At 56.9% G+C, this 25,923-nt stretch carries 22 protein-coding genes; 7 read left to right on the top strand and 15 right to left on the bottom strand.

The features are described from left to right. The first annotated feature begins 8 nt into the window (after positions 1-8). The gene (locus P8T57_RS16480) at positions 9-3,491 is read left to right on the top strand and encodes an indolepyruvate ferredoxin oxidoreductase family protein (RefSeq protein ID WP_341363712.1); all 3,483 of its coding nucleotides are present in this window, start codon (positions 9-11) and stop codon (positions 3,489-3,491) included. Between the two features lie 65 nt (positions 3,492-3,556). Here the strand turns inward: P8T57_RS16480 and P8T57_RS16475 are convergent, their stop codons facing one another. The 8 genes from P8T57_RS16475 to P8T57_RS16440 form a co-directional block, all read right to left on the bottom strand. After that, entirely contained in the window at positions 3,557-4,747 is a 1,191-nt protein-coding gene (locus P8T57_RS16475; RefSeq protein ID WP_007090955.1) for a patatin-like phospholipase family protein, read from the bottom strand. A gap of 382 nt (positions 4,748-5,129) precedes the next feature. Then, positions 5,130-5,594, bottom strand: coding sequence for a cache domain-containing protein (locus P8T57_RS16470; protein ID WP_341363711.1), 465 nt, complete (start codon positions 5,592-5,594; stop codon positions 5,130-5,132). 48 nt (positions 5,595-5,642) lie between these two features. After that, on the bottom strand, positions 5,643-7,343 hold the full coding sequence (locus tag P8T57_RS16465) for a methyl-accepting chemotaxis protein (protein ID WP_341363710.1): 1,701 nt from the start codon (positions 7,341-7,343) through the stop codon (positions 5,643-5,645). Positions 7,344-7,379: 36 nt separating this feature from the next. Continuing rightward, the gene (locus tag P8T57_RS16460; protein ID WP_341363709.1) at positions 7,380-7,760 is read right to left on the bottom strand and encodes a hypothetical protein; all 381 of its coding nucleotides are present in this window, start codon (positions 7,758-7,760) and stop codon (positions 7,380-7,382) included. Between the two features lie 255 nt (positions 7,761-8,015). Next, positions 8,016-8,516: an MmcB family DNA repair protein gene (locus tag P8T57_RS16455; protein ID WP_341363708.1), complete on the bottom strand. Its 501-nt coding sequence runs from the start codon at positions 8,514-8,516 to the stop codon at positions 8,016-8,018. Between the two features lie 28 nt (positions 8,517-8,544). Beyond that, complete coding sequence (locus tag P8T57_RS16450; RefSeq protein WP_007090950.1) at positions 8,545-8,790, bottom strand: DUF2312 domain-containing protein; 246 nt, start codon at positions 8,788-8,790, stop codon at positions 8,545-8,547. Positions 8,791-8,926: 136 nt separating this feature from the next. After that, positions 8,927-10,096, bottom strand: a complete 1,170-nt coding sequence (locus P8T57_RS16445) for a carboxylate-amine ligase (RefSeq protein WP_341363707.1) — start codon at positions 10,094-10,096, stop codon at positions 8,927-8,929. Between the two features lies 1 nt (position 10,097). After that, positions 10,098-10,898 carry an N-formylglutamate amidohydrolase gene (locus tag P8T57_RS16440; RefSeq protein WP_341363706.1) on the bottom strand — a complete coding sequence of 267 codons (801 nt, stop codon included), beginning with the start codon at positions 10,896-10,898 and terminating at the stop codon, positions 10,098-10,100. A gap of 239 nt (positions 10,899-11,137) precedes the next feature. On the opposite strand from P8T57_RS16440, the gene P8T57_RS16435 reads away from it, so the two are divergent. Next, the gene (locus P8T57_RS16435; protein WP_007090947.1) at positions 11,138-11,887 is read left to right on the top strand and encodes a FadR/GntR family transcriptional regulator; all 750 of its coding nucleotides are present in this window, start codon (positions 11,138-11,140) and stop codon (positions 11,885-11,887) included. A gap of 45 nt (positions 11,888-11,932) precedes the next feature. Then, the gene (locus tag P8T57_RS16430) at positions 11,933-13,195 is read left to right on the top strand and encodes a glycerate kinase (RefSeq protein WP_341363705.1); all 1,263 of its coding nucleotides are present in this window, start codon (positions 11,933-11,935) and stop codon (positions 13,193-13,195) included. A 7-nt stretch (positions 13,196-13,202) separates the two neighbouring features. Here the strand turns inward: P8T57_RS16430 and otnI are convergent, their stop codons facing one another. Continuing rightward, entirely contained in the window at positions 13,203-13,988 is a 786-nt protein-coding gene (gene otnI / locus P8T57_RS16425; RefSeq protein WP_341363704.1) for a 2-oxo-tetronate isomerase, read from the bottom strand. A gap of 96 nt (positions 13,989-14,084) precedes the next feature. Then, positions 14,085-14,975, bottom strand: a complete 891-nt coding sequence (gene gcvA / locus P8T57_RS16420) for a transcriptional regulator GcvA (RefSeq protein WP_341363703.1) — start codon at positions 14,973-14,975, stop codon at positions 14,085-14,087. A 140-nt stretch (positions 14,976-15,115) separates the two neighbouring features. On the opposite strand from gcvA, the gene P8T57_RS16415 reads away from it, so the two are divergent. Then, positions 15,116-15,817, top strand: coding sequence for an NAD(P)H-dependent oxidoreductase (locus P8T57_RS16415; RefSeq protein WP_341363702.1), 702 nt, complete (start codon positions 15,116-15,118; stop codon positions 15,815-15,817). 17 nt (positions 15,818-15,834) lie between these two features. On the opposite strand, the gene P8T57_RS16410 is transcribed toward P8T57_RS16415, so the two are convergent. Then, positions 15,835-17,193, bottom strand: a complete 1,359-nt coding sequence (locus P8T57_RS16410) for an NAD(P)/FAD-dependent oxidoreductase (protein WP_341363701.1) — start codon at positions 17,191-17,193, stop codon at positions 15,835-15,837. A 194-nt stretch (positions 17,194-17,387) separates the two neighbouring features. Between P8T57_RS16410 and P8T57_RS16405 the strand changes: the two genes are divergently transcribed. After that, on the top strand, positions 17,388-17,816 hold the full coding sequence (locus tag P8T57_RS16405; protein ID WP_341363700.1) for an HIT family protein: 429 nt from the start codon (positions 17,388-17,390) through the stop codon (positions 17,814-17,816). Between the two features lie 92 nt (positions 17,817-17,908). Next, positions 17,909-19,264 carry an oxygen-independent coproporphyrinogen III oxidase gene (gene hemN / locus P8T57_RS16400; protein WP_341363699.1) on the top strand — a complete coding sequence of 452 codons (1,356 nt, stop codon included), beginning with the start codon at positions 17,909-17,911 and terminating at the stop codon, positions 19,262-19,264. A 1,323-nt stretch (positions 19,265-20,587) separates the two neighbouring features. Here the strand turns inward: hemN and P8T57_RS16395 are convergent. The 3 genes from P8T57_RS16395 to P8T57_RS16385 form a co-directional block, all read right to left on the bottom strand. Then, positions 20,588-21,412 (bottom strand): aldo/keto reductase, encoded by an 825-nt coding sequence (locus P8T57_RS16395; protein ID WP_341363698.1) that lies wholly within the window; start codon positions 21,410-21,412, stop codon positions 20,588-20,590. A 76-nt stretch (positions 21,413-21,488) separates the two neighbouring features. Next, positions 21,489-22,424 (bottom strand): DMT family transporter, encoded by a 936-nt coding sequence (locus P8T57_RS16390; protein WP_341363697.1) that lies wholly within the window; start codon positions 22,422-22,424, stop codon positions 21,489-21,491. 116 nt (positions 22,425-22,540) lie between these two features. Further along, on the bottom strand, positions 22,541-23,722 hold the full coding sequence (locus P8T57_RS16385; RefSeq protein WP_007090933.1) for an MFS transporter: 1,182 nt from the start codon (positions 23,720-23,722) through the stop codon (positions 22,541-22,543). Positions 23,723-23,882: 160 nt separating this feature from the next. Here P8T57_RS16385 and P8T57_RS16380 point away from each other — a divergent pair, with 160 nt between their 5' ends. Next, the gene (locus P8T57_RS16380; RefSeq protein WP_037990013.1) at positions 23,883-24,806 is read left to right on the top strand and encodes a LysR family transcriptional regulator; all 924 of its coding nucleotides are present in this window, start codon (positions 23,883-23,885) and stop codon (positions 24,804-24,806) included. 43 nt (positions 24,807-24,849) lie between these two features. Here P8T57_RS16380 and P8T57_RS16375 read toward each other — a convergent pair whose 3' ends face one another. Next, complete coding sequence (locus P8T57_RS16375; protein WP_341363696.1) at positions 24,850-25,845, bottom strand: mitochondrial fission ELM1 family protein; 996 nt, start codon at positions 25,843-25,845, stop codon at positions 24,850-24,852. Positions 25,846-25,923: the final 78 nt, after the last annotated feature.

The following is a 25,923-nucleotide window of genomic DNA, read 5'->3' as shown; positions in this document are numbered from 1 at the left end:
GACTGGTCATGGCACAATTGGCGGCAATTAGCCTTGATGACAAATATACGCTTGAAGAAGGCCGGGTCTATTTGACCGGTATTCAGGCGTTGGTTCGATTGCCCCTGATGCAGCGCCAGCTTGACGCGCGCGCAGGCCTGAACACTGCCGGATGTATTTCCGGTTATCGCGGGTCACCACTGGGCGGCCTTGATCAGCAGCTTTGGCGCGCCAAAAAATTCCTGACCAGACAGCAGATCGAATTTCAGGCCGGTGTGAACGAAGACCTCGCCGCCACCGTCGTCTGGGGCAGCCAGCAGGTCAATATGTACAAGGACGCCAAATATGATGGCGTCTTTGGCATGTGGTATGGCAAGGGACCGGGTGTTGACCGGTCGGGCGATGTTTTCAAACACGCCAACTATGCCGGTACGTCAAAACATGGCGGTGTTCTGGTTCTGGCCGGTGATGACCATTCCTGCAAATCATCCACCCTGCCCCATCAGACCGAATATGCCTTTATCGATGCGCAAATCCCGGTTCTGAACCCGTCCGGCGTGCAGGATATCCTTGATTTCGGGATCCATGGCTGGGCCATGAGCCGCTATTCCGGCTGCTGGGTTGCGATGAAAACCATCGCCGAAACGGTTGAAAGTTCGGCTGCGGTCGATGTCGCGCCCGATCGCATCACGCCGATCATCCCCGATAATTTCGACATGCCCGAAGGCGGGCTTCATATCCGTTGGCCCGACACGCCAAAGGATCAGGAACACCGCCTGATGAAATACAAGCTCTATGCCGCCCTTGCCTATGCGCGCGCCAACAAGCTGAACAAAACCGTGATCGACAGCCCGAATGCACGGCTTGGCATCATCACGACCGGCAAGGCCTATCTTGATGTCATGCAGGCATTCGATGACCTTGGCATATCCGAAGCCGATGCCGCAAAAATCGGCATTCGCGTGCTGAAAGTCGGCATGAGCTGGCCGCTCAACCGCGACGATGTGCGCGAATTTGCCATGGGGCTCGAGGAAATCATCGTCGTCGAAGAAAAACGCGCGGTGATGGAAAATCAGGTCAAGGAACAGCTTTATAACTGGCGCGAGGATGTCCGCCCGACCGTGATCGGCAAATTCGATGAAAAGGGCGAATGGATTCTGCCCTCGATGGATGAACTGACCCCGGCGCGCATTGCGGTTGTCCTGGCGCAGCGCATCAAGCGTTTCTATGACAGTCCGAAAATCCACGAACGCATCGACTGGCTGGAACAGAAAGAACGCGAAATCGCCGAACCACGCCCGGATGTCGCGCGCATTCCGTGGTTCTGCCCGGGCTGCCCGCATAACAGCTCGACCAAGGTCCCCGAAGGCAGCCGCGCCATGGCCGGGATCGGGTGCCATTACATGGTCAACTGGATGGACCGTTCGACCGAAACCTTTACCCATATGGGCGGCGAAGGTGTCACCTGGATCGGGCAGGCCCCGTTTACCAACACCAAGCACGTCTTCCAGAATCTGGGCGATGGCACCTATTACCATTCCGGGTCGCTTGCGGTGCGTGCCGCCGTCGCGGCCGGTGTCAACATCACCTATAAAATCCTGTTTAACGATGCGGTTGCCATGACCGGCGGCCAGCCGGTTGACGGCCCGCTGACCGTGCCGCAAATCACCCGCCAGATGGCCGATGAAGGCGTGAAACGCATCATCGTTCTGTCCGACGAGCCCGATAAATACCCGGTTCCGTCGCATTTCGCCGATGGTGTTGATATCCGCCACCGCGACGAACTGGACAATACCCAGAAAGAACTGCGTGAAATCGAAGGTGTCACCATCCTGATCTTTGATCAGACCTGTGCGGCTGAAAAACGTCGTCGTCGCAAACGCAAACTGATGGTCGATCCGCCCAAACGGGTCTTCATCAATGATCTGGTTTGCGAGGGTTGTGGCGATTGCGGTGAAAAATCCAACTGCTTGGCCGTTGTGCCGGTCGAAACCGAATTTGGCCGCAAACGCGCCATTGACCAATCGGCCTGTAACAAGGATTTCTCCTGCCTGAATGGCTTCTGCCCAAGCTTCGTCACCATCGAAGGCGGATCGCTGCGCAAACCCGAAGCCGCCGCCAAAAGCGGCAATGCGGGCGATGCTGTTTTCGCCAGCCTGCCGCGCCCGGCCCTGCCCGATATCACCGAACCGTGGTCGGTTCTGATTACCGGTGTTGGCGGCACGGGTGTCGTCACCATCGGGGCGTTGCTTGGCATGGCCGCCCATATCGAGGGCAAGGGCATTGTCGGCCTTGATATGGCGGGACTGGCGCAAAAAGGCGGTGCCGTCGTAAGCCATATCCGCTTTGCCGATACGCAGGACAAACTCCATGCCGCCCGCATTCCGGCGGGCGAGGCCAATGTGGTGCTGGGCTGTGATCTTCTGGTCGCGGCAAGCTTCGAAGGCCTTGCCAAGATGCGCCGCAACTTTACCCAGGCGGTCATCAACACCCACGAAACCGTCACCGGTGCCTTCACCCGCAACCCCGATTTCCAGTTGAAATCGAACGAGCATATGAAGGTCATTTCCGATGCATGTGGTGCCGATGCGGTGAACTTCGTCGAAGGCAGCGATATCGCCACCCGCCTGATGGGCAATTCGATTGCGACCAACCTGTTCATGCTGGGTGTCGCATGGCAGCGCGGCCTGATCCCGATCACCGAAGAAGCCCTGATGCAGGCGATTGATCTGAACGGTGTCGCGATTGATATGAACAAGCAGTCCTTCTATTGGGGCCGCCTGTTTGCCCATGATCCGAAACGCGTGCTTGATGTCATCGGCCCGAACGAGGCCGAAGCACATCCGATTGCCACCACGCTTTCGGAAATTGTCGCCAAACGCAAAGCCTTCCTTACCGATTATCAGAACGCGGCCTATGCCAACCGGTTTGTCGCACTGGTCGACAGGGTTGCGGCGGCTGAAAAACGCCTTGATGATGGCGATGATCTCGCCCGGACGGTGGCGAAATATTACTTCAAACTGCTCGCCTATAAGGACGAATATGAAGTCGCCCGCCTTTATACCGATCCGGCTTTCAGGGCCAAACTCGCCAAAAACTTCACCGGCGATTACAAAATACGTTTCCATCTCGCCCCACCGGCCTTCGCCGACAAGGACCCGGAGACCGGCCATCTGAAAAAGCAGGCCTTCGGCCCCTGGATGATGAGCGCCTTTGGCATTCTTGCCAAATTCAAATTCCTGCGCGGCACGGCAATCGACCCGTTCGGTCGTACCCATGAACGCAAAATGGAACGTCAATTGATTGCCGATTACGAGGCACTGGTGGACGAGGTCATCAACGGTCTTAATCATGACAATGCCCGCATTGCCAACGCCCTTCTGGCCCTGCCCGAACAGATCCGTGGTTACGGCCATATCAAGGATCGCAATATCGACAAGGTCAAAACCCGCAAGGCCGAACTGCTTGAACAGTTCCGCAACCCGCCGGAACATCTGAAAGCCGCCGAATAATCGGCCTTCCAAAATCAAAGGGGCCGCATGATCAGATCAGCGGCCCCTTTGTTTGATGATGTTACTTACGCCAATCTTGGCCGTGGCCCGCCAAACGGGAAATGCAGATCGGGCAGAACCCGTGCCGCGCGACGGCGCAGATCACGCACCGGATGTTCGCGAAGCTGCCGGCTGCGGTAACTTGCAATCATGTCATCGGTCGCCTGATAGCCATCGTCAATCCCGCGATCAAGGTTCTCCCAAGTCCAGTCGTAATTGATATGGGGTGAAACCGGGATTTCGATGATGTCGATCTTCCGCCCGCTTTCGGCGACTTCACGCTTGAAGGCCTTGACGGCATCCTCGCTTGCCGATGCGGCAAACAGCATGATCAGGTTGTTAAGCGCGTCATAAAGATTTTCCGGCTGACGTACCTGCTTAAGGTCCAGAATACGGCTGACCCAGACTTCCTCGACATCGGGATGATGGTGCAGGAAATCAAAGAAATTGACCGTATCAACCGTCGCCCCCTCGCAATAGGTATCGCCGTTTATTTCAACCGGTTCCTCGATAAACGGCAGGGCCGAACAGGCACAAAGCGTCTGCGCATTCATCTGCGGCAGATTGTAATGATCGGGCTTGTTGGTAAACAGCTCCAGCCGCTGCTGTGTGAGGTTATAGGCATTATGGAAAAGTGCTGGTTTATCGGGCTGATACAGCCGGTCAAAATCCAGCCGATCCAGGAACATGCTGTCAGGCGAATAGATTTTCGCCAATCCCTTGGTCTTGGTCTGATACATCGCGCCCACCATAAAGCGCGACAGCGGATTGACCGCCAGAATACCATTCAACAGCACATCGTTAAGGTTATGGGGCGTCCAGTATTTCGGATTGCCCATGAAATGGCGGACATGCTCGGCGGCTTCGGCCATCGCTTCTGGCACGATCAGCCCCTGATAACTGTCCGGGTTAAAGAAATAGGAAAGCCGGTTGGCGAAATCGGAAAAGAAATCCGGCGCAAAGGCCGATGCAATCGGAAAGCGGTCATAAACGCTTGCCGGGCGGAATATCTTGCGGAAAAACCCGATCGTCTGATCAAGTTCCTGTCCCTCGTCCGCCTGATGCCAGGCTACCGAAAGCCACGCACCGATGCAGGCAGAAGACCAGATATCGAAGGTGATATCGGGTTCCTGCTGAAGTCGTTTCAGAACCCCGATACTGAGCCCGACGGCAGGTCCCCCGCCGGACAAAAAGATTGCCCGTTTGACTTTTCTCACAGCTATCTCCCACTCATTTGCCGTTAAACGGCTGAACACCCGAACGCTGCGTTGGAATAACGCCGCAGTTGCCAGCGCTTCCACCCAGGAGATATCGGCCCGTCTTGCGCGGGCCTATGAAGCTAAGAACGATTATAACCTATTCAATATTTAAGATAATTTACCATTCGACATCAAACTTATGAAAGTTTGGAACAAATATAGACCATCGAATAGTGTGAAATCGCAAATGACTATACCAGTAAAATGCTTCGTAACTTTTATTTCACTATTGATGTGACAGCCGTCACAGGCAGAAATATACTTCCATGATCGCCAATCTCATAAATAAAGAAGGCCGCCAATTTGGCGACCTTCTGTAATTCCACGATTCGGCAATCCGTTATTCGTAATAACCGACCATAAAGATTTTGCCGTCATGGGGTTTTACCCAGGTTTTCTTTTCGGCAAGTTTCTTGGTTTCCGGGTGGGTCCAGGTATAGTTGGACCAGCCGCCATCCGGGTTCGTCTTGCCGGTTTCCACCATGTCGCGAATGATGAAATTGCTGTTCACATCCTGAAGGTCCCAGATTTTCGGATTGTTGATCAGCTTCGGATTGATCGCATGCGTCAGGAACGTGCCCTTTTCACCATCGGCGACAATCACATAAAATTCGTCAAAGACATATTCACCGTCCTTGTCGTTGAAGGTGGCAAAGGACTTGTCCTGTCCGACCTGATCGTAAAGTGCGATGGCCTTATCGACCAGTTCCTGTGCGGTTGCCGCCTTGTCCTGGGCCTGTGCAAGGCCGGTGGTCAGGCAAAGTGCGGTCATGGCAGAAACAAAAAGACGCATAAGTGTTTTCATCAGGTAATCCCCTTTGATGAACCTGTTGGAAGAAAAATGGAAAATGGATCAGACCGCCCGCAAACGGGCGACAAGCCCGTCCACAGATGAACTCAAACCGGTCATCTGGCGGCCAAGCTCGCCGGTTGCCTGCCCGACGGAATCCGCGGACTCGCGGGTGGCACGGGCAATTTCGCGCACATCGCCAATCCCGCCTGATACGGTTTCGGCATACCCGGCGGCTTCCGAAATGCTGTTGCTGATCTGGCCGGTGGCCGTCCCCTGCTCCAGCACCGCATCGGCGATGGCTTTAAGGATACCGTTGACGTCATTGACACTGGCAACAATCGTCTGGATCGCCTCGACCGCAAGAACGGTTTCCGTGCGGACATTGGCGATTTCGGTCGCGATTTCCTCGGTCGAACGCGCTGTCTGGCTGGCAAGGTTCTTGACCTCGTTGGCGACAACGGCAAAGCCCTTTCCGGCATCCCCGGCACGGGCTGATTCAATCGTCGCGTTCAGGGCCAGAAGGTTGGTCTGTTCGGCAATATTGCCAATCAGTGCCGCAACATCCTCGATCCGGACACTGGCTTCTTCAAGCTTGCGGATTTTGGCATCTGCATCCAGTGCCTGCTCGCTTGCGGCCTGTGCGCGTCGGCTGCTTTCCTGGATTTCATTGCTGATCTGGGAAATGGCCGCGGCAAGGCTGTTGGCGGCCTCTGAAATCTCGCCCATATTGCGGCTGGATTTACCCGACGCATCATAGGCATTCTCGCTTTGCTGATCGGTGCGTTCGGCATTGGTCAGCATCGCACTGGCCGATGCGCCGATTTCCTCGATCGCAGCACTGACTGCGGTTGCCGTCCCCTTGACCGATGTTTCAATCTCGGCGGCAAGTTCCTGCATGGTGCGGCGTTTTTCCTCGGCCGCCTTGGCTTCGTCCTCTATGCGTTTGCGCTCGGCTTCCTTCAAACTTTCGGCATTCTGGCGGAACACTTCAACCGCTCCTGCCATGCTGCCCATTTCATCGGTCCGCCCGGTAAAGGGCACATCGATATCGGCCCGACCATCGGCTAGTTCGCGCATGGTCGCCGTCAGCCGCTTGACAGGCACACCAATCACGCGTGTGATGGCAAAACTGATCAGCACCATCGCAAGGACGGCAACAACCGATGCAATGATTGTCTGGTTCTGGGCTGTCATGCCGGCTGCCATCGCATCCGAACTGGCAACATCCATGCGGTTTTCCGCCGTTTCACGAAGCTCGGCCAATGTCGCCATCAGGCTTTCGTAATCCGACTGTGCCGACCACGAAAAACTCAGCGCCCCGGTATACTCGATATCAAGCATCCCCAGAACCTGATCGATCTTGGCAAGGTAATCTTCGTAAAGCTTGGCCGCGCCTTCCGCGATCTCGCGTTCCGGCCCCTGCATGTTTCGATCACCCAGCATCTGGGTAAAGGCATCGCGGGCCGCCGTAATCTGCGACTGCAATTCCGCATTCACGCTGCTCATGCGGTCTTCGTCAACGCCTGCCGCCGACCATGAAAGCAGGCGATAAACCGTCTGGTGAACCTTGGTGACATTGCGGTCGATATTGCCGATATCGCGGACCTCCGGATAGGCCTCCGAAACGGCAAATTCCAGACCGTTGCTAAGTGATACAATCGCGCGTCCCCCGATGACGCCCACAATGGCAATGGCGATAACCCCGATCAGCGGAAGAACCGCCAACTTGGTACCGATATTCAGATTGACGAAAGTTTTCATTCTGTAACGTTCTAACCAATTGTAACTACAAGGATATCAGGCTGCTGCCCCAACAGCTTCCCGGAAGGCGGTGACTGTGGCGTCACCCTTGTTTTTGCGATGTCCCTTAACCACGTCATTGGCGACACAGCGATCATCCGCCCGCACCATTTCGCAGGCTGCGAAATACGTGCGCGGCAAATGCCGACCGTTTGTTTTTATTGAAAATGTGGTGATGTGCCGGGCATGGCCGGGCACGGATATATGTGCAGCCCCGCGCCAGATAAGGTTCGGACCGGCATACCGGATATGACGCCCCCGCGTCCCGATGCCGTCCCCCGATACAAGCCCGTGGCCTGCTACCGCTTTCGCAGCCCGTCCCATCCCCGCCATCGTACCCCCACGATCCGACAGGCGCGCAAAAATGCACCCCGTCATACAGGTTTCCGCGGCATGAACCGATCTTGATCGTTTCCAGGGATATTTTCTTCTATCACCTGACCGCGCGGCAGAGTGTAGTCAGCGACCACTAGCGCAACCAAGTGACATGTTTGTTAGGATATTAGTTCAAAAATAAGACAAGAAATACTACCCTACGGTATATTTTTCCTATCACGTCCACGTATAAGTATAAAGTGACAAATACTTGTACATTTGCCGATTGTATCGGGTTTTGCCTTTGGATTTAAATCATCACGGAATAACGATATCGCCATCCGCCCCCGGAGTCATCCGGCCTGCCGCCGTCCTTCCGAATGAAATCAATAACTTCTTTCGGCGTGCCGCCGACAGTTTCCGGTCCGGCTCAGGTGCCGCGCGCACAATGGCCGCTTCAAACCGGTCGGCAACGATCAACCCGACATCAACCGGGATCAGGTCGCGCGGGAATTCCATCGGCACGGCAAAGAAAAACCGGTCGCAATAATCAAGATAGCTTTCCCACTTCTGATCAACGCGAAAATCCTCGACCGATGATTTGACCTCGACCGCCCAAAGATCCCCCTTTTCCCCAAGGGCCAGCACATCAAGCCTCCGCCCATTACCAAGCCTGATCTCGGTCAGACAAGCCATGCGGTGATGATACAAAAGACGGCAAACGCCTTCTGTGACTTCATTGGTGATTTTGGGGCGGGTCCGGTCATTCATTGCCACAGGATACAAAAACCAAAGCCCGCTCGAAAGCGGGCTTTGCATCTTGGCGCGACACTCCTGACACAGCAGATCAGCTCATGCCAAGCGCACGTTTGTAAACCTCAAGGATTTCTTCCTGTTCGGTGCGTTCGTGGTCTTCCATTTTGCGCAGACGGATGATCTGGCGCAGGATTTTCACGTCATAACCAAGCGCCTTGGCTTCACCGTAAACTTCCTTGATATCAGCCATCAGGTTGGCTTTTTCTTCTTCAAGGCGTTCGATACGTTCGACATAGCTCGCAAGCTGATCGGCTGCGATTCCACCGACTTCGGTCATTCCTGATATTCTCCGATCATGATTGCGCAGCGGAAACCGGTGCGCTGAATTTTAATGCGGCGCGACGATACTCAATGCGCTTTGCCATGACAAGACCCGTTCGCCCGGCAACTTCCAAACGGCTTCCAAACGGCTGTCATACCGCCGATTTTTCGCCGGGCACCGTATGCGCAATCAGGTGATCGGCCACCGCAAGCAACGCATCGCGCGGGCTTGCCCCCTTTTCCACCGCATCGGTATAAATCTCGCGCTGGCGACGTGCGCTTGTGCCGCGTGCAATAATGGTGCGCGCATGTTCGACTTCCGCGACACAGCCAAAATGTTCGGCATCCGGGCGGATCAGTTCGATGATTTCCTCAAGCAGATCGGCATAGGGCACGATCTCCGCCCGGCCAAAATCGATCAGCCCGGTCTTGTCCCCGGCGTCGCTTCCGTACCGGCACGCCCGCCAGCGGTTTTCACGCACCAGCATGTTGGAATAAATCCGCCACCGCTGGTTATTGCGCCGCAAGCGATACAGCATCCGCATCAGGCATCGCGTGATCGACGCAACACAGACCGCGTCTTCCAGATCGGTGCAAACATCGGCAATCCGCATTTCAAGCGTCGGCCAACGATCACTGGGGCGCAAATCCCACCAAAGCTTGGTGCCATCCTCGATCACCCCGGCCTGGATCAGCATATCGACATGGCGGCGATATTCCGCCCATGATCCGAACACTTCAGGCAAGCCGGTACGCGGCAGATTATCAAACACCGAAAGCCGAAATGTCTGAAGCCCGGTATCACGCCCCCGCCAGAATGGCGAACTGGTCGTGAGTGCCAGAAGATGCGGCAGAAAATAGCTCGCCTGCGCCATCAATTCGATCCGCAGGTCATCATCCTCAATCCCGACATGCACATGCATCCCGCAAATCAGAAGCCGGTCGACAACCGTGCGAAGGTCACGCGCAATCGTGCTATACCGCTCGCCCTCGGTGTGTTTCTGGCTGTCCCATTGCGCAAACGGATGGGTCGATGCCGCCAGCAATGCCATGTCATAACGTGCGGCAATATCGGCAACCGTGCTGCGCATATGCGTTAACTGGTCGCGGGCCTCGGCCGCACTGTTGCAAACCTTGGTGCCGGTTTCGACCTGGCAGCGCATGAATTCGCTTGATACCTGATCGCCCAGCGCATCCTTGCAGTCTTTCAGAAACCCCGCTGCCGGGTCCGTCGCCAGATCGCGACTTTCGCGGTCCACCAGCCAGAATTCTTCCTCGATCCCGATGGAAAAGCCCGGTTCGCGCGAATGGGACACCGCCAAATCAGTCTCTCCTGATTTTATAAAGGTTCGGGTCGGCCAGGATGTCGACAAACGCATCGCCAAGGATTTTGGCCCATTTTTCACATCCCGCATCAGTATCAATCAGATCCTGCCGGATTTCAATCGACACACAGGGCAATCCACCGGCTTCGCCGTGATGATCGATGGTGTAATCGGCCATATGCTGCCCGGAATAGGGTTCGTTATCACCAATCGTCAGATCGGGATTCTGTTCGCGAAGCTTTGCCAGCAACGGCACCGGAATACGATCATCGCGATCCCAAAGAATGCCGATTTCCCAAGGGCGTTCAAACCCTTGGAAAACAGGGGTAAAGCTATGAATGGCGATCAGGGCCGGGACGATTTTATGGGCATGGAAATTAGCAATCCGTTCCTCGATGGCCCCGTGATAGGGCAGGAAAATCTCGCGGATGCGTTTCATATGCTCCGTCGGGGAAACGTTTTTGTTTCCCGGCACCACCGTCTGATCGGCGATTTCGGGCATCCCGGTCGGGTCCCAAAGCTGCCGGTTGCAATCAATCACCAGCCGCGAAAATCCTCCCAGAACCGCCGGGCAGTCAAACCGCTCCACCAGAATTTCGGTCACCTTGCGCGCCCCGATATCCCACCCGATATGGCGTTTGCGTTCTTCTTCGGGCAGGCCCAGCGTACCAAGGCTTTTGGGGATTTCGCGCGACGCATGGTCACAGACAAAAAGCGAATGCCCCTTGCCGTTCTCGTTCAAAACCTCAAACGGTGCTGGATCATCATGGCCCAGCAGCGACCCGGTATGGTGGCTCACGCGAATTCTCCTGAAATTGGGGCAGCTTGAAATTTTCGGGTCCGGAACCGTCACAGACCGGCAATCGGACCCTGTTGAACTATCAATTTATTGCAGGACTGACAAGCTCGCCCGCACGCCCCCTTTACAACAGTTCAACGGACACTTTGCAGCAACGCCAAACATCCCGTAAAGTGGTATGACCAATAAAACGAAACGCATTGTCGGCTGGTCTCGGTCGCTGCTGGAGTGTTCAAAACATGCCGCCTGTCAAACCTGCACAATCTTCCGACACGGTTGATGCCAACCGGCCCAAAAGGATTGCCGATCAGGTTGCCGACAAGCTTCTCGACATGATCACCGCGGGCATGTTCCTGCCCGGGGACCGTCTGCCGGGCGAACGCCAGTTGGCCGAAGACATGAAAGTCAGCCGCGTTTCAGTCCGTGCCGCCCTGCAAAAGCTTAAAACCCGTGGCTATCTGCGCGCGGTTCAGGGCGGCGGCACCGAAGTCCTGTCATCCACCGGGGTCGAAATGGATACCGCGATGACCGATCTTGTCCGGGATTCGCTTAACAACCTCCGTGACCTTCAGGAAATCCGCTGCACGCTCGAAACATGGGCCGCACGTCGTGCCGCCATCAATGCCAGTGACGAGGATATCGAACTGCTGCGCATCGCCTACCGCCAGGCCCACGACCCACGTCGCGCGCCCAAATACCGTGCCGATGATGACCATCGCCTGCATATGATGATCGGCCGCGCCAGCGGATCAATCATCTATTATCACGTCATGAAAATGCTTCACGATGTCCTGCAGGCCGCCCTGACCGAAATCCGCTTTAACAATCTGTCCGGCCCATCCTTTGACCGGATGGTGCAGGAACATCATTATGCGATTGTCGAAGCCATCGCCGCCCGTGACCCGGACGCCTCGGAAAAAGCCATGTCCGAACATTTACAGGCGGTCATCGAATATTTCAAACTGGCCGCGGTGAACAAACCGAACTGAGCCTCAAAGACAATATAAAAACACGACCAATCAGGGAAACCAGACATGACACCCTCGCGCGAAAAACTTTTGCAGTTGATGGATGCCGCCCTTAAGGCCGCCGATCCTGCGGTCCAGATTCCGCGCAACCTGCCGACAAAGCCCAAGGGCAAAACCATCGTCATCGGTGCGGGCAAGGCATCGGCCAATATGGCGCGTGCCTTCGAGCAGGCATGGGATGGCGATATTTCCGGTCTGGTGGTCACCCGCTATGGTCATGCCGTCCCGTGCGAGAAAATCGAAATTGTCGAAGCCTCCCACCCGGTCCCCGATGCCGCCGGGCAAAAGGCCGCCCAGCGTATTCTTGATATCGTCAAATCGGCCGGTCCCGATGATCTGGTGGTCTGCATGATTTCGGGCGGCGGATCGGCCCTGCTGGCCCTGCCCGGTCCGGGTCTGACACTCGAAGACAAACAGTCGATCAGCAAGGCCCTGCTTCATAGTGGTGCAACCATTTCCGAAATGAACTGTGTGCGCAAACATCTGTCTGCGATCAAGGGCGGCAGGCTTGCCGCCGCCTGTGCCCCCGCGCGCATGGTCACCTATCTGGTGTCCGATGTGCCGGGCGACGATCCGGCGATCATTGCATCGGGCCCCACGGTTGCCGATCCGACAACCGGGCAGGACGCGCTTGATATCATCCGCCGTTACCGGATCGAAATCCCGCTTGCCGCGACCGAACTTTTAAACAACGACATCCATGAAACCGTCAAACCGGGCGACAAATGCTTTGACGGGCATGAAGTGATCATGCTGTCACGCCCGCAGGACAGTCTGGAGGCCGCAGCAAAGATCGCCCGCGACCTTGGCATCAATCCGGTCATTCTGGGGGACGCCATCGAAGGCGAAGCCCGCGAGGTCGCCATCGTCCATGCCGGGATCGCCCATCAGGTCGCCAATCACGGCCAACCCGCCGCCAAACCCTGCGTGCTGCTATCGGGGGGTGAAACAACCGTCACGGTCCGCGCCAAGGGGGGCCGTGGTGGCCGCAACAGCGAATTTCTGCTCTCCCTCCTGATCCAGTTCCGCGATCACGAAGGGTTCAGTGCGCTTGCAATTGATACCGATGGTATTGATGGCAGCGAAGATAACGCTGGTGCCATCATCGACCCGACAAGCTGGCAAAAGGCGATTTCAGCCGGGATCGACCTTCGGGAATATCTGGCCAACAACGACGCCTATAGCGCGTTTGCCAAAATCGACGACCTCCTGATCACCGGCCCGACCCTGACCAACGTAAACGACTTCCGCGCCATCCTGATCGAATAATCAGGGATCAGGATTTCGGCATCCACGGACGGATCCACTCCAGCCCCGCCACAGTATCGCCATGCGGCTTGTATTCGCAACCGATCCAGCCGTCATACCCGACCCGATCCAGCATATAGAACAGGAACGGGTAATTAAGTTCGCCACTATCGGGTTCACGGCGGCCCGGCACACCGGCAATCTGGATATGGGCGGTTTTGTCCAGATGCTTGTCCAGACGGGCCGCAATATTCCCGCCGACAATCTGCGCATGGTAAATATCGAATTGCAGCGCCAGATTGGGATGATCAAGCTGATCCAGGATCACGGCGGCCTGTTCGACGGAATTAAGCAGATAACCCGGCATATCAATCGGATTGATCGGCTCGATCAGGATTTTGACCCCGGCCTGCTCGGCCAGATCGGCGGCATAAAGCAGATTGTCGCAATAAAGCCGCGCCAGTTCCCCGGCATCTTCGCCCTTGCCCATCACACCCGCCATGCAATGCACCATCCTGCATCCGGTCGCGGCTGCGTAATCAAGCGCCTTGACCACGGAATCGCGAAACGCATCTTCGCGCCCCGGTCGGCAGGCAAGCCCGCGTTCACCCTTTTCCCAATCCCCGGTCGGCATATTGAACAAAACCTGTTCAAGCCCGTTGTCACTCAGCAGCGATTTGACACTGGCCATCGGCATGTCATAGGCGCCGACATATTCGACCCCGCCAAACCCGGCCGCCGCCGCCGCGGCAAACCGTTTTTCAAACGGCAGATCGGCAAACAGGAATGAAAGATTGGCACTAAAACGGGGCATAGGGCACCTGCTTGGGGGATGATTTCGGAATGTCATGGTTTCGCATCGCCGTCGCCGCGTCAATGCCAAAGCAGGACGGCACCCCGGACACCTTCATCACACGGCACCATCTTTGGCAATTTCGTCCGCAAGCCACGCACCGAATGCCTCGATTTCCTTGATGTTCGCACTCCTGCCGGTATGGATCAGGTGATAATGATGCCCTTCCATCACCGGGCCGAACGGCTGCACCAGAAGCCCTGCGGCGATTTCCGAGCGCACCATTTCCGAACTGGCCAGAACAACACCCTGCCCCGCAATCGCGGCCTGAATGGCGTGGGTATCGTCACTGAAACTAAGCCCGCTTGATAAATCGACATCATCCAACCCGGCCCGCTTGCACCACCGCGCCCAGGTCGGCGTTGCCTCGTCCGGGCGCAACCATTCCAGATGCAAAAAGGTCTGCCCGCGCAGGTCGTTGGGCTGTTGGATGTTTAACATCGGGCTGCAAACCGGCGCGAACCGGTCGGCAAACAGGGTTTGCACCACCATGCCCGCAAAAGGCCCCCTGCCATACCGCACCGCCGCATCGGCCATCCCGGAATGAAGGTCAACCACCTCGGCCGATGTATGCAGCCGCAAATGAATATCGGGATGTGCTGTCTGAAAACCGCCAAGGCGCGGCAACAGCCATTTGGCGGCAAACGATGCCAGCACCGATACCGTCAGCCCGCGTTGGGGCTTGCGCGCCTTGACCCGGTCAATCGCCACGGCAAAACCGGCAAAACCATCGCGCAACGTCGGATAAAGCTCCTGCCCGGCGGCGGTCAGTGTTACCTGCCTTGGCTTGCGATCAAACAACCGCATACCAAGCGTTTCTTCAAGCAATCGCACCTGATGGCTGATCGCGGTTGGCGTCACGGCAAGTTCGGACGCTGCCCGCTTGAAACTAAGGTGTCGGGCGGCGGCCTCAAAAGCACGCAGGGTCGCAAGCGGGGGCAAGGGCATATGGATGAACTCAATTCATCTATTGGCTGAGATATTCGATTTTGATCAAAACCTGTATCCAAGTCAAATATTGGGTAACGCAAATCGAAGCAGATGAACAAAGATTATCACAGATCATCATTAACGATCAAAGGTGCCCCATGACAACCCTCCTTCATATCGACAGCAGTGCCCGCCCCGGCCGATCCGACACCCGTGCCCACGGCTCCCACTCGCGCCGCCTTACCGCCAAATTCATCGAACAATGGCGCGCCACCCGCCCGGATGACGAAATCATCTATCGCGATGTCGGCGCCAATCCACCCAGCCCGGTAACCGGTGACTGGGTTCACGCCGCCTTCACCAAACCCGAACAGCGCGAAGACTGGATGCATCAGGTTCTGGCTGAAAGTGACGAACTGCTTGCCGAATTGCTGCGTGCCGATGTGATTGTTGCCGGGGTGCCGATGTATAATTTCGGCATGCCCGCCCAGATGAAGGCATGGATCGAAAATATCGTCCGCGTCGGCGTCACCTTCGGCTTTGACCGGTCGCGTGATGGCGTCCCCTACTGGCCAATGCTGACCGGTGGCAAATCGGTGGTGGTTTTATCCTCGCGCGGCGATTTCGGATATGATCCGGGTGGACGTGTTGCCCATCTTAACCATGTCGAAGGCGGCGTCTTCGCCCCGCTGGAATATATCGGCATCACCGATCAGCACAGCACCGCCATCGAATATGACGAATTCGGCGATGAACGCACCCAAAAATCCATCGCCGATGCCGAGGCAAAGGTCACCGATATCGTCATGCAACTACAGGCACGTCACGCGCAGGTGTCCGATACCGCCATGACGGCATGAAAAGCCTGATGGCACCATCACCTGGGAATGGATCGCCCCCTCATTCCCCCGGTGGTGTTCCTGTCGTTTTTCTGCCCCGGGCTTGATGCTGCGCTTGATGCGGGGCTTGCTTGCTCCGACACCTCGCCCGACATCAGCCCGGTGATCAGGCGCGCACCCTTTTTACGGAACAGATAACTCCACACCCACTGCACCATCACAAGCGCGGGCGCACGCAAACCGATCAGAAAATAGATATGCGCAAGCCCCCAGAACCACCACGCCAGCCAGCCGCGCAGCTTCAATCCGTTCAGGTCAATCACCGCCCGATGGCGGCCAATCGTCGCCAGATTTCCGGCATGGCGATAGGCAAATGGCGGCGTTTCAAGGCTTGCCATATGATCAAGAATACGCCCGCCAACATATTTGCCCTGCTGCTTGGCCGCCGGGGCAATCCCCGGCACCGTCATGCCATCGCGCCACGGCACATGCGCCGCATCACCGATGACAAAAACATCCTCATGGCCCGGCACCGACAGATCGGTATTGACCATCACCCGGCCACCCCGGTCGCATTCCCGCCCGGTCCAGTCGGCCAGATGATCAACCCGGACCCCGGCACCCCAGATCACATTGGCGCTCGGAATGAACTCATCGCCGATCTGCGCACCCATCGCGGTAATGTCGGAAACCTGCTGATTGACCCGGACCTCGACCCCGATTTTTTCAAGGGATTTGCGGGTATATTCCGATAGGTCCTCCGGGAACGCGCCCAGCAATCTGGGGCCACCTTCGGCAAGGATGATGCGTGCATCGCGTGGATCGATCCGGCGGAAATCATGGGATAATGCCTGCTTGGCAAGCTCGGCAATCGCCCCGGCCATCTCAACCCCGGTCGGCCCACCACCAACCACGACAAAGTTCAGCAACCGGCGCCGTTCTTCCGGGTCTTCGCTGTTTTCCGCGCGCTCAAACGCCAGAAGCAGGCTTTTGCGAATATCGGTCGCCTCGGTAATGTTTTTAAGGCCCGGTGCGACCATCGCCCAGTGATCATTCCCGAAATAGGATGTCACCGCCCCGGTCGCGATCACCAGATAATCGTATGAAAGGTCGCGATCCCCGGCGATGATCCGCCGCCCCGGCAAATCAAGGCCGGTGACCTCGCCCATGAAGACGGAAACATTGGGATAACGGCTGAAAATACTGCGGATCGGCCAGGCGATTTCGGCGGGCGACAGGTCGGCCGTCGCCACCTGATAAAGCAGTGGCTGAAACAGATGATGATTGCGCTTGTCGATCAGGATGACATCAACATCATCCTTGCCCGCAAGTTTCTTGGCGGCACTCATGCCCCCGAAACCCGCACCCACAATTACCACCCGCTTCTTGTCCGTCATGCCGGTCATGCTCCTGTCATGCATTTGTCCGACCCCGGCTCTAGCTAGTCAGGAACGGGGTGATTTGCAAGTTATTCAAAAAGAACAATTGGATGGGCAATTTTGCCCTCCTTTGCTGGAACGCGCGACAAGCTGATGCGTTCCGATTATAAGATTTTGCATTCATCCGCCCCAAGCCCCAAAAGAGGCCCGCCATGATCGACGAATTCGCCCTTCATCCGCAACTTGCCACCGATACCGATCTCGTTACGGATGGTCCGCTGTCCCACGTGCTGCTGATGAACGACGCCCGCTATCCCTGGCTGATTTTGGTCCCAAAACGCGCCAATCTGGTCGATTATGATGATCTGAGCGCGGATGAACGCAAATTGCTGGGCGATGAATGCGCCGCTGTTTCAGCAACGCTGAAACGTCGCTTCGACGCACATAAAACCAATGTCGCGATGCTGGGCAACATGGTTCCGCAACTGCATTGCCACGTCGTCGCCCGGTTCAAAAATGATGCCGCATGGCCCGGCCCGATCTGGGGTGTCGGCAAGGCCGAACCGTATGACGAGGAAACCGGCAATGAACGGCTAGCGATCCTGCGCGCTGATCTGATTTCAGCTTTCAAGCATCTGTAATTTCCCGCTTTGCCGCTCCTTGACGCATATCAAGGAAGATGAATTTGGAATAATGCAAAAGACGGACAGAACGAATTTTCGGGATGTCCGTCATGCAACTCGCCCTTTACGAAAAATACGACCTGCGTCTGCCGCGCTATACCAGCTATCCGACCGCACCGCATTTCAGTGCGTCGGTGAATGGCAAGGTTTTCGAAAGCTGGCTGGGTGACCTTGATCCCGCACAACCCTTATCGCTTTATCTGCATATTCCGTGGTGCCGGGAAATGTGCTGGTTCTGCGGCTGCAACACCAAAATCACCAGGCAATATGACCCGGTTGGCAATTTTGTTGTCGCCCTTCGGGCTGAAATCGCAAGCCTTCTGTCAAAGCTTGACCCCGCGCATCGTTTCAAGGTTTCGCACATTCATTTTGGCGGCGGCAGCCCGACGGCACTTAAACCCGAAGACCTGCGCGCGATCATGGCTGATCTGACAGATCGCATCGATATCCTTGACGATGCCGAAGTCGCCCTTGAAATGGATCCGCGCACAGCCACCCCGGAATTTATCGATGCCATGGCCGATTGCGGTTTTACCCGCGCCAGCATCGGCATTCAGGATTTCAACCCGTTTGTCCAGCGCGCGGTCAACCGCGTGCAATCGTTTGAGCTGGTCGAAGACGTCATTGCCCGTCTGCGTGCGCACAAAATTTCGGGCATCAATGTCGATCTGATGTATGGCCTGCCGTTCCAGACGGTGGATAGCATCATCGAAACCGTCGATCAGACGGTCACGCTGAACCCCGACCGCCTGTCGGTATTCGGTTATGCCCATGTGCCATGGATGAAAAAACACCAGAACCTGATCCCGACCGAAGCCCTGCCCGACACCGCAGCCCGCTGGGCCCAATACGAAGCCATCCAGACCCGGCTGACCTCGCATGGTTACAGCGCCATCGGCCTTGACCATTTCGCCCGCGATGACGACGCCATGGCCATCGCGCAGAAAAGCGGCCTTTTGCACCGGAACTTTCAGGGTTACACCACCGACCGCGCCGAAGCATTGATCGGCTTTGGCCCCTCCGCCATTTCATCCCTGCCGCAGGGCTATGCCCAGAACGACCCGGCTCTTGCCCGCTGGCAACGCGCGGTTGAGGCCGGTGAATGCGGCATTGAAAAGGGCATTGCGGTCAGTAACGAGGACCGCATCCGGCGCGACATCATCAATGAACTGATGTGCAACCTGACGGTTGATGTCGCCGCCATCTGCGCCGATCACGGCACATCCGTCGACCGCTTCACATGCGAAATCGACCGGGTCCGCGCCATGACACAGGATGGCATCGTCGAAGTTAACGGCACACACATCCACCTAACCGAAAGCGGCCGACCGCTTGTCCGGGCGGTGTGTGCGGCGTTTGATACCTATCTTGATCACGCCCACGGACGGCATTCACAGGCGGTCTAGATGTGGCTGTCAACAGGGCCGGATAACCCCGGCCCTCAGGCCGCTGACACAGCACTCCCAATCCGATTGTCATTCCCAACCTCATCGTCATTCCCGCGAAGGCGGGAATCCAGTCTCTTTCAATGGGATATGGATTCCGAGTCTGCGCTCCGCTTCGCCCGGAATGACGATTTTGATCAATCGACAAGCCAATCCAGCCAATCCAGCCAACCAGCCCTGCTGCCCCTCGACATCACCAAACGTCACCGACCAGGTGGGCTGGACGGACAGGACAGGACAGGACAGGACTGAACCGGGTTGCACCAGACCGACCTAGCCCCAGTCCGTACTGCCCCGAACAAACACCTCGGGCTTTCGATGGACACCACAAACGCACCTCGCCCCAAAGGCAAGAACGTTGTCGCATGGCAGGCACAAATCCCGCCATCAATGACCCACGTTTCGGCATCTCCGAACGCACCATCGCCCCGCAGGCAACCGATCCCGCCCGCCGCTCCAGGCAAACCGATCCAAACCCGCCAAGCCAAGCCCGCCGCCCCCGGCATCGCCAAACGCCACCGCCCGGACGGACCACGCTGCCCTGAACAAGCACCTACCGCCCTCGGTTGACGCCGCAAACGCACCTCACCCCAAGGGCCACACGTTGCCGCATGGCAGGCACACAAATCCCGCCATCGATGACCAACCTTTCGGGACCGCCGAACACACCACCAGCCCGCTGACAACCGATCCTGCCAGCCAATCCCCACCAGCCGATCCCGTGCCGATCCAATCCGGGCGCAATTCGGGCGCAATTCGGGCCTGCTGATTCTCGGCATTGTCACGCTTCACCGACCGGACTGAACTGGACCGAACCAACTTCGCCCCGGCTCTCGCTGCCCCGAACAAACACCCTTGCCCTAAGGGCACATTTCTCCCGTCATGACAAACCACAGTTTTCGCAAATATCCGACGGCCTTACGGCCCGGACGCACCACCGCCGTAATGACTTTTCCATGCGCCATGAACGTCCCTTTGGCGTTACCGCCTCCGCCATTGCGGCCTTTCAGATCGCTGCCCTGTCATCGTCTCATTCCTGTTTTTGCCGCCCGAAACGCAAAAAACCCACAAAAGCGAATCACGCTTTGCGGGTTTTGTCTCCGGACCCATTTGTCCTGTTGACTTTATCTTTATGCCACAAGAAAAAGAACAAATCAAGAACTTTTTTCCAGAAAACCGGAAAAAGTTCCCAATCAAAACTCATTACGACATAAAAGATATATTTCTCAATATCTTATCCGGGAAAATCTGTTTCCCCGGCCTTGTCGCTTCCTGAAAGCAGCATCAGTCCCAATCGGGTGCCAGCCCGTCGGGGCTGACGATCCGGCCGTTTTCATCGGCCAGACCATGAATGGCCTGCATTTCCTCGCCGCTCAGTTCGAAATCAAAGATATCGAAATTTTCCGCGACCCGGCTTTCGGTTGCGGTTTTCGACAGGGCAATCACATCATTCTGCTGCAACAACCAGCGCAAAACCACCTGTGCGACCGACCTGTCATGCGATTTGGCAATCTCGCCAAGCTGCTCATTCTCCAGCACCTTGCCATCGGCCATCGCATAATAGGCGGTCAGGGCCATGCCATGCTTGCGCGCAACGTCCATGACCTTGGTCTGATCAATGAACGGATGATATTCGACCTGATTGGTCACAAGCGGCGCATCCGATAGCGCGGCGGCCTCGTCCATCAGGGCAATGTTGAAATTACTAACCCCGATATGGCGCACTTTGCCGGCCTGCCTGACCTCGTTTAACGCCCCGATCTGATCGGCAAGCGACACATCCTTGTTCGGCCAATGCAACAGCAGCAGATCGACATAATCGGTTTTAAGCTTTTCAAGGCTTTCATCGACCGACTTGATAAAGGCATCATGCCCGTAATTGCTGACCCAGACCTTGGTGGTCAGGAAGATGTCCTTGCGCGGAACGCCGCTATCAAGGATCGCCTGCCCTACCGCGGCTTCGTTGTCGTAAATCTGGGCGGTATCGATATGGCGAAAGCCGGTCTGGATCGCCTTGGGCACGATACGCAAAACGTCGGCTTCGGGCATGCGAAACGTGCCAAAGCCAAGGGCGGGGATCACCGCACCACTTGCAGATACATCAAACATCTGAATTCCTCATTGGAAATGTCGCGACTGTCTTCGCAACGGCTGCCGAACCCGAAGGTTCCGATAATTCCGGCACTCAGGCCGATTTGCGCACCGTCAGGATGACAATCCCGGTAATCACGACCAACCCGCCCAGCATCTGGGCCGGGCTGATCATCTGTTCCAGCACCACCCAGCCAAACAGCAGGGTGGCAATCGGTTCCATATTCATCACCGGCGCATTGCGCGCCATATTCAGCCGCGGCACCGAGATGAACAGGACGGAAAAGGCACCACCATAAAGCAGTACCAATGCACCAAGACCAAGCCAGCCGGGCGTTGCCGCGGGCAAATTCATCCCGCCCGGCACCAGTTCGGCGAAACCGGCCACGATCATCGATGCAAACACAATCAGCATGGTGAACATGCTGCGCACCGATCCGCGCAAAGCCGACAATTTGTGATCGGTCACCCAAAGCGCCACGGCAAAGGACGTTGCCGCACCAAGCGCAAAGACAATCCCCTGCCACCAGTTCGCACCGACATCACCCTCCATCGCCAGAACGCCGGGCACATCAAGTGCTAAAACAAGCCCCGACAGGATAAACAGCATCAAGGCCGCCGATTTCAATGTCGGTCGAGCCCCACCCAACGCCCAGGTCAGCAACGCCAGAATGATCGGGAAACTGTTGGCCGTCAAAAGGGCCAACGCGACCGGAATGCGGGCCACCGCCGAATACAGGCACAGGCTTTGAATGGTGACCAGAAGCCCCAGCAATATCTGCCATTTCCGACTTCCGGCCGGAAGCCGGACCGTCTGGCGTTGCCAGATCACAAGCGTGATCAGGATGGCCAAAGCCACACCGGACCGGCACAGGATCGCCAGAAGCAACCCGGTGCCGTTTTCAAATGCCAGCCTTGCCGCCACATGGTTCCCGGCAAAGGAACAGGCAACAACAACAAGGATCAGAACCGCAATCTGGCGCGGGAAATGCGCGGGAACGGCAGCAGGCAGGGCAGTCGAAATGGACATATCAAAACCGGTTTTGTGGGGCGAACAATCAGAAAACGCCAGAAAGACCATTAAAACAAGCCTTTCCGGCAAAGGTTGCCACATCCGGTGAACAGGATGCGGCAACCCGATATCGGTTATGCGGTCTGAAGGGCGTTATCGGACCGACGATCCAGCGCGCCGCTGATCATGGTCAGGCCGACAGCAAACGCGACCAGAAGGGCCGCAACCCAAGGCGTTGCCGACAGGCCAAGCGACGAGGACACGACAATCCCGCCAACCCACGCTCCAATCGCAATACCAAGGTTAAAGGCCGCAATGTTCAGCGCCGATGCGACATCTACCCCGCCCGGCCGGTGCAGCTTTGCCAGTTGCACGACATAAAGCTGAAGCCCCGGCACATTGGCAAATTGCAGGAAACCAAGGGCCGCCAGCGTAATAACCGCAAGGATCGGCGACACGGCAGTAAAGGTAAAGATCACAAGTGTGACGGCCTGCAAGGCAAACAGGATGGTCAACGCCCGGACCGGGTTCCGATCCGCAATGCGTCCCCCGGCAAGGTTGCCAACCGCAATCGCAAGCCCATAAGCAACGAGGATAAGGCTGACACTGGATTCACTGAAACCCGTAATATCCTGAAGCACGGCAGACAGATAGGTAAAGGTGACAAACGTGCCGCCATAACCAAACGCCGTCATGCCAAACACCAGAAGCAACCGGCCACTGCCAAGCACGCGCACCTGATCAAGCAGGCGTGCGGGTTCCGCCCGGCTGAGGTTCGAGGGCAGCAAAGCCGCAATCCCGACAAAGGCAATCACGCCAAGAAGCGAAACACCCCAAAACGTCGCCCGCCAGCCAAACATCTGACCGATATAGGTGCCAAGCGGCACACCGGTCACAATCGCAACCGTCAACCCCATGAACATCATCGCAATCGCCGATGCCCGGCGGTTTTCCGGCACCAGATCGGCGGCAATCGTCGCCCCGATGGAGAAAAACACACCATGCGCAAAGGCCGAAATCACCCGCGCCACCAGAAGCATTTCATAACTCGGGCTAAGGGCGGCGGCACTGTTGCCAACCACAAACACCCCCATCAGCCCCAGCATCAGGGTCTTGCGGTGCATGCGCCCGGTCAGGGCGGTTAAAACCGGCGCACCGAATGTGACGCCAAGGGCATAGACACTGACAATCAACCCCGCCATCGGCAGGGTCACCGAAAGATCGTTTGCCACGGTCGGCAAAAGGCCGACGACAACAAACTCCGTCGTGCCGATCGCATAGGCCGCGATCGTCAACGCAAATAAAGCAAGCGGCATTTCAATTCTCCGGCCCGCGCGCCATGCGCTTGCGGGCACAAATGGTTGGTGGGGCATCCCGCCCCGTTCATTGCCGCCCACTATGCCGATGGAATGCTTGCACGATAATCCGGATTGCGCGACAAATGCTTTTGAATTCAATTCAAAGCCGGAGGATCAGTTGGACAATCGCGCAGGGGAAATGGAAGTCTTCATCCGGGTCGCGGAACTCAGAAGCTTTTCCGAAGCCGGGCGCAAGCTGCATCTGTCGCCATCGGCTGTCAGCAAGCTTGTCACACGGATCGAAGACCGGCTGGCGACCCGGCTTCTGGTAAGGTCCACACGCGGATTGCAACTGACCCCCGAAGGCGAAATGTATCTGGTCCGCGCCCAGCGTGTTCTCGATGAAATCGACGATGCCGAACGTGCGGTCGCAAGCGGCGGCAAGGCCGCCCCGCGTGGACGGTTGCGCGTCAATGCCTCCATCGCGTTTGGCGTGATGTATGTTCAGCCGCTGATCCCGGCCTTTCTCGCACGCTATCCCGAGGTCGAGCTGGATTTTTCCCTGACCGACGGGATCATTGATCTGCTTGAGGAACGGGCCGATATCGCCATCCGATCCGGATCATTGCCCGACTCATCGTTAAAGGCCCGCAAACTGATCGAAAGCAGCCGCACCATCGTCGCATCGCCGGAATATATTGCCAAACGCGGCCTGCCCGGCCATCCGGACGAACTGGACAGTCACAATTGCCTGCGGTTCAATTTCCCGATCCCGATGAATGAATGGCCTTTCACCAATCCCGACACCGGCGAACGGTTTGGCCGGACGGTATCGGGCAATTTCCTCTGCGACAGCGGCCCGGCCATGCGCCGCCTTTGCCTTTCGGGGCTGGGCATGGCGCGGTTGGGGCGGTTCCATGTTCAGGGCGATCTGAAGGCCGGAACACTGGTTGAAATCCTGCCCGACTGGAACCCGAATGACGAACAGCTGATCCATGCGATCTTTGCCGGGCATGAACATCTTGCCGCGCGCATCCGGGCCTTCATCGATTTTCTGGTCAATCATATTGATCCGCACGGAAACGGTATCCGACTTCCGTAACGATCATTATCACGATAAAAATAAAATCGCGGATTCTGGCAGATCAGGAAACAGGTGCACTTAGCAGTTCAAGGCACCGCTGCGCTACCGTTCGGGCCGGTTGCAGGGATGGATGCCTGAACGGCACGATTTCCGTGTTGGGAAGCAATGGCCGCGCATATCCACCGTCATAAAGTGACTGATGCAGACGTTGATGGCGCGGGCCTGCGATGCCATCGGGGGCATAGATATAAACCCCGCCCGGTGCGGCAGCCGCTTCGCAACACATCGAAACCGAATCTCCGGTAACAAGGATGATATCGGCCAGCGCCAGATACCCGAAATACGGATTTTCCGCCTTCGAGCTCCAATCATGCAGATGATAGGCAAGCCCCGAATTGCCGAGCATTTCGGCAACGATTTCCTCGTTCTCCGGGCCTGTGCGACGGCTGGTCGTGACCAGCAGGCTACCATCAATGGCTCCGGTCGCCTCAATCGCCCGACCGACCAGCTCCCGGGCCATATCCACGGTGAAGACCGTACTTTTGGTGCTGCCGCCGATGATCAGTGCCACGCGCGGGCTTGGCAGCCCCTTGAAATGCGGCCGCCATAGATCGGCTTCGATCAGAAGCCGCGTTTCGGTTACCCGATGCGGGGCACCGGGGATTTCAACAACATTGTCACGCGCTGGCATCCGGTCATGGGCCGGGACCGCAATCAGGTCAAACGCCCCCTCGCCCCCATCCGGACGCATGATCTGACAAATTCGTGTATGGCCGTTGCTTTGCTTTTTGATCCAGCGTGCAATCGGTGCGGTGCGCCGTCCTGCGGCAATCACCAGATCGGGCCAGGGTGCGACAAGGCGCGCCCGTGATCCGGTATCCACCCCCAAAAGGCTGGCCCGGCGGATAACATTGGGCAACCGTGCCAGATTGGTATAACCGATATCGACCCGCTTGAAGGGCTGTGCCAGTGCTTCTGCGACACCGATGGCCTGATTGACGTTTCCTGCACGGTCATCGGCCAGAACCCAGATCAGGCGTGCATCATCATCGGTCATTCAGGGTCACATCCTTGTCGGAATATGGATTTCCCGTCCAGGCAGGAAACGTGGGGCCAAGATCAGGCCAGATCGTTT

The organism is Thalassospira sp. SN3W (assembly GCF_038070535.1).
GTDB classification, from domain to species: Bacteria; Pseudomonadota; Alphaproteobacteria; order Rhodospirillales; family Thalassospiraceae; genus Thalassospira; species Thalassospira xiamenensis.
The sequence above is the reverse complement of the archived record's forward strand: the minus strand, read 5'-3'. Positions and strand labels throughout refer to the sequence as shown.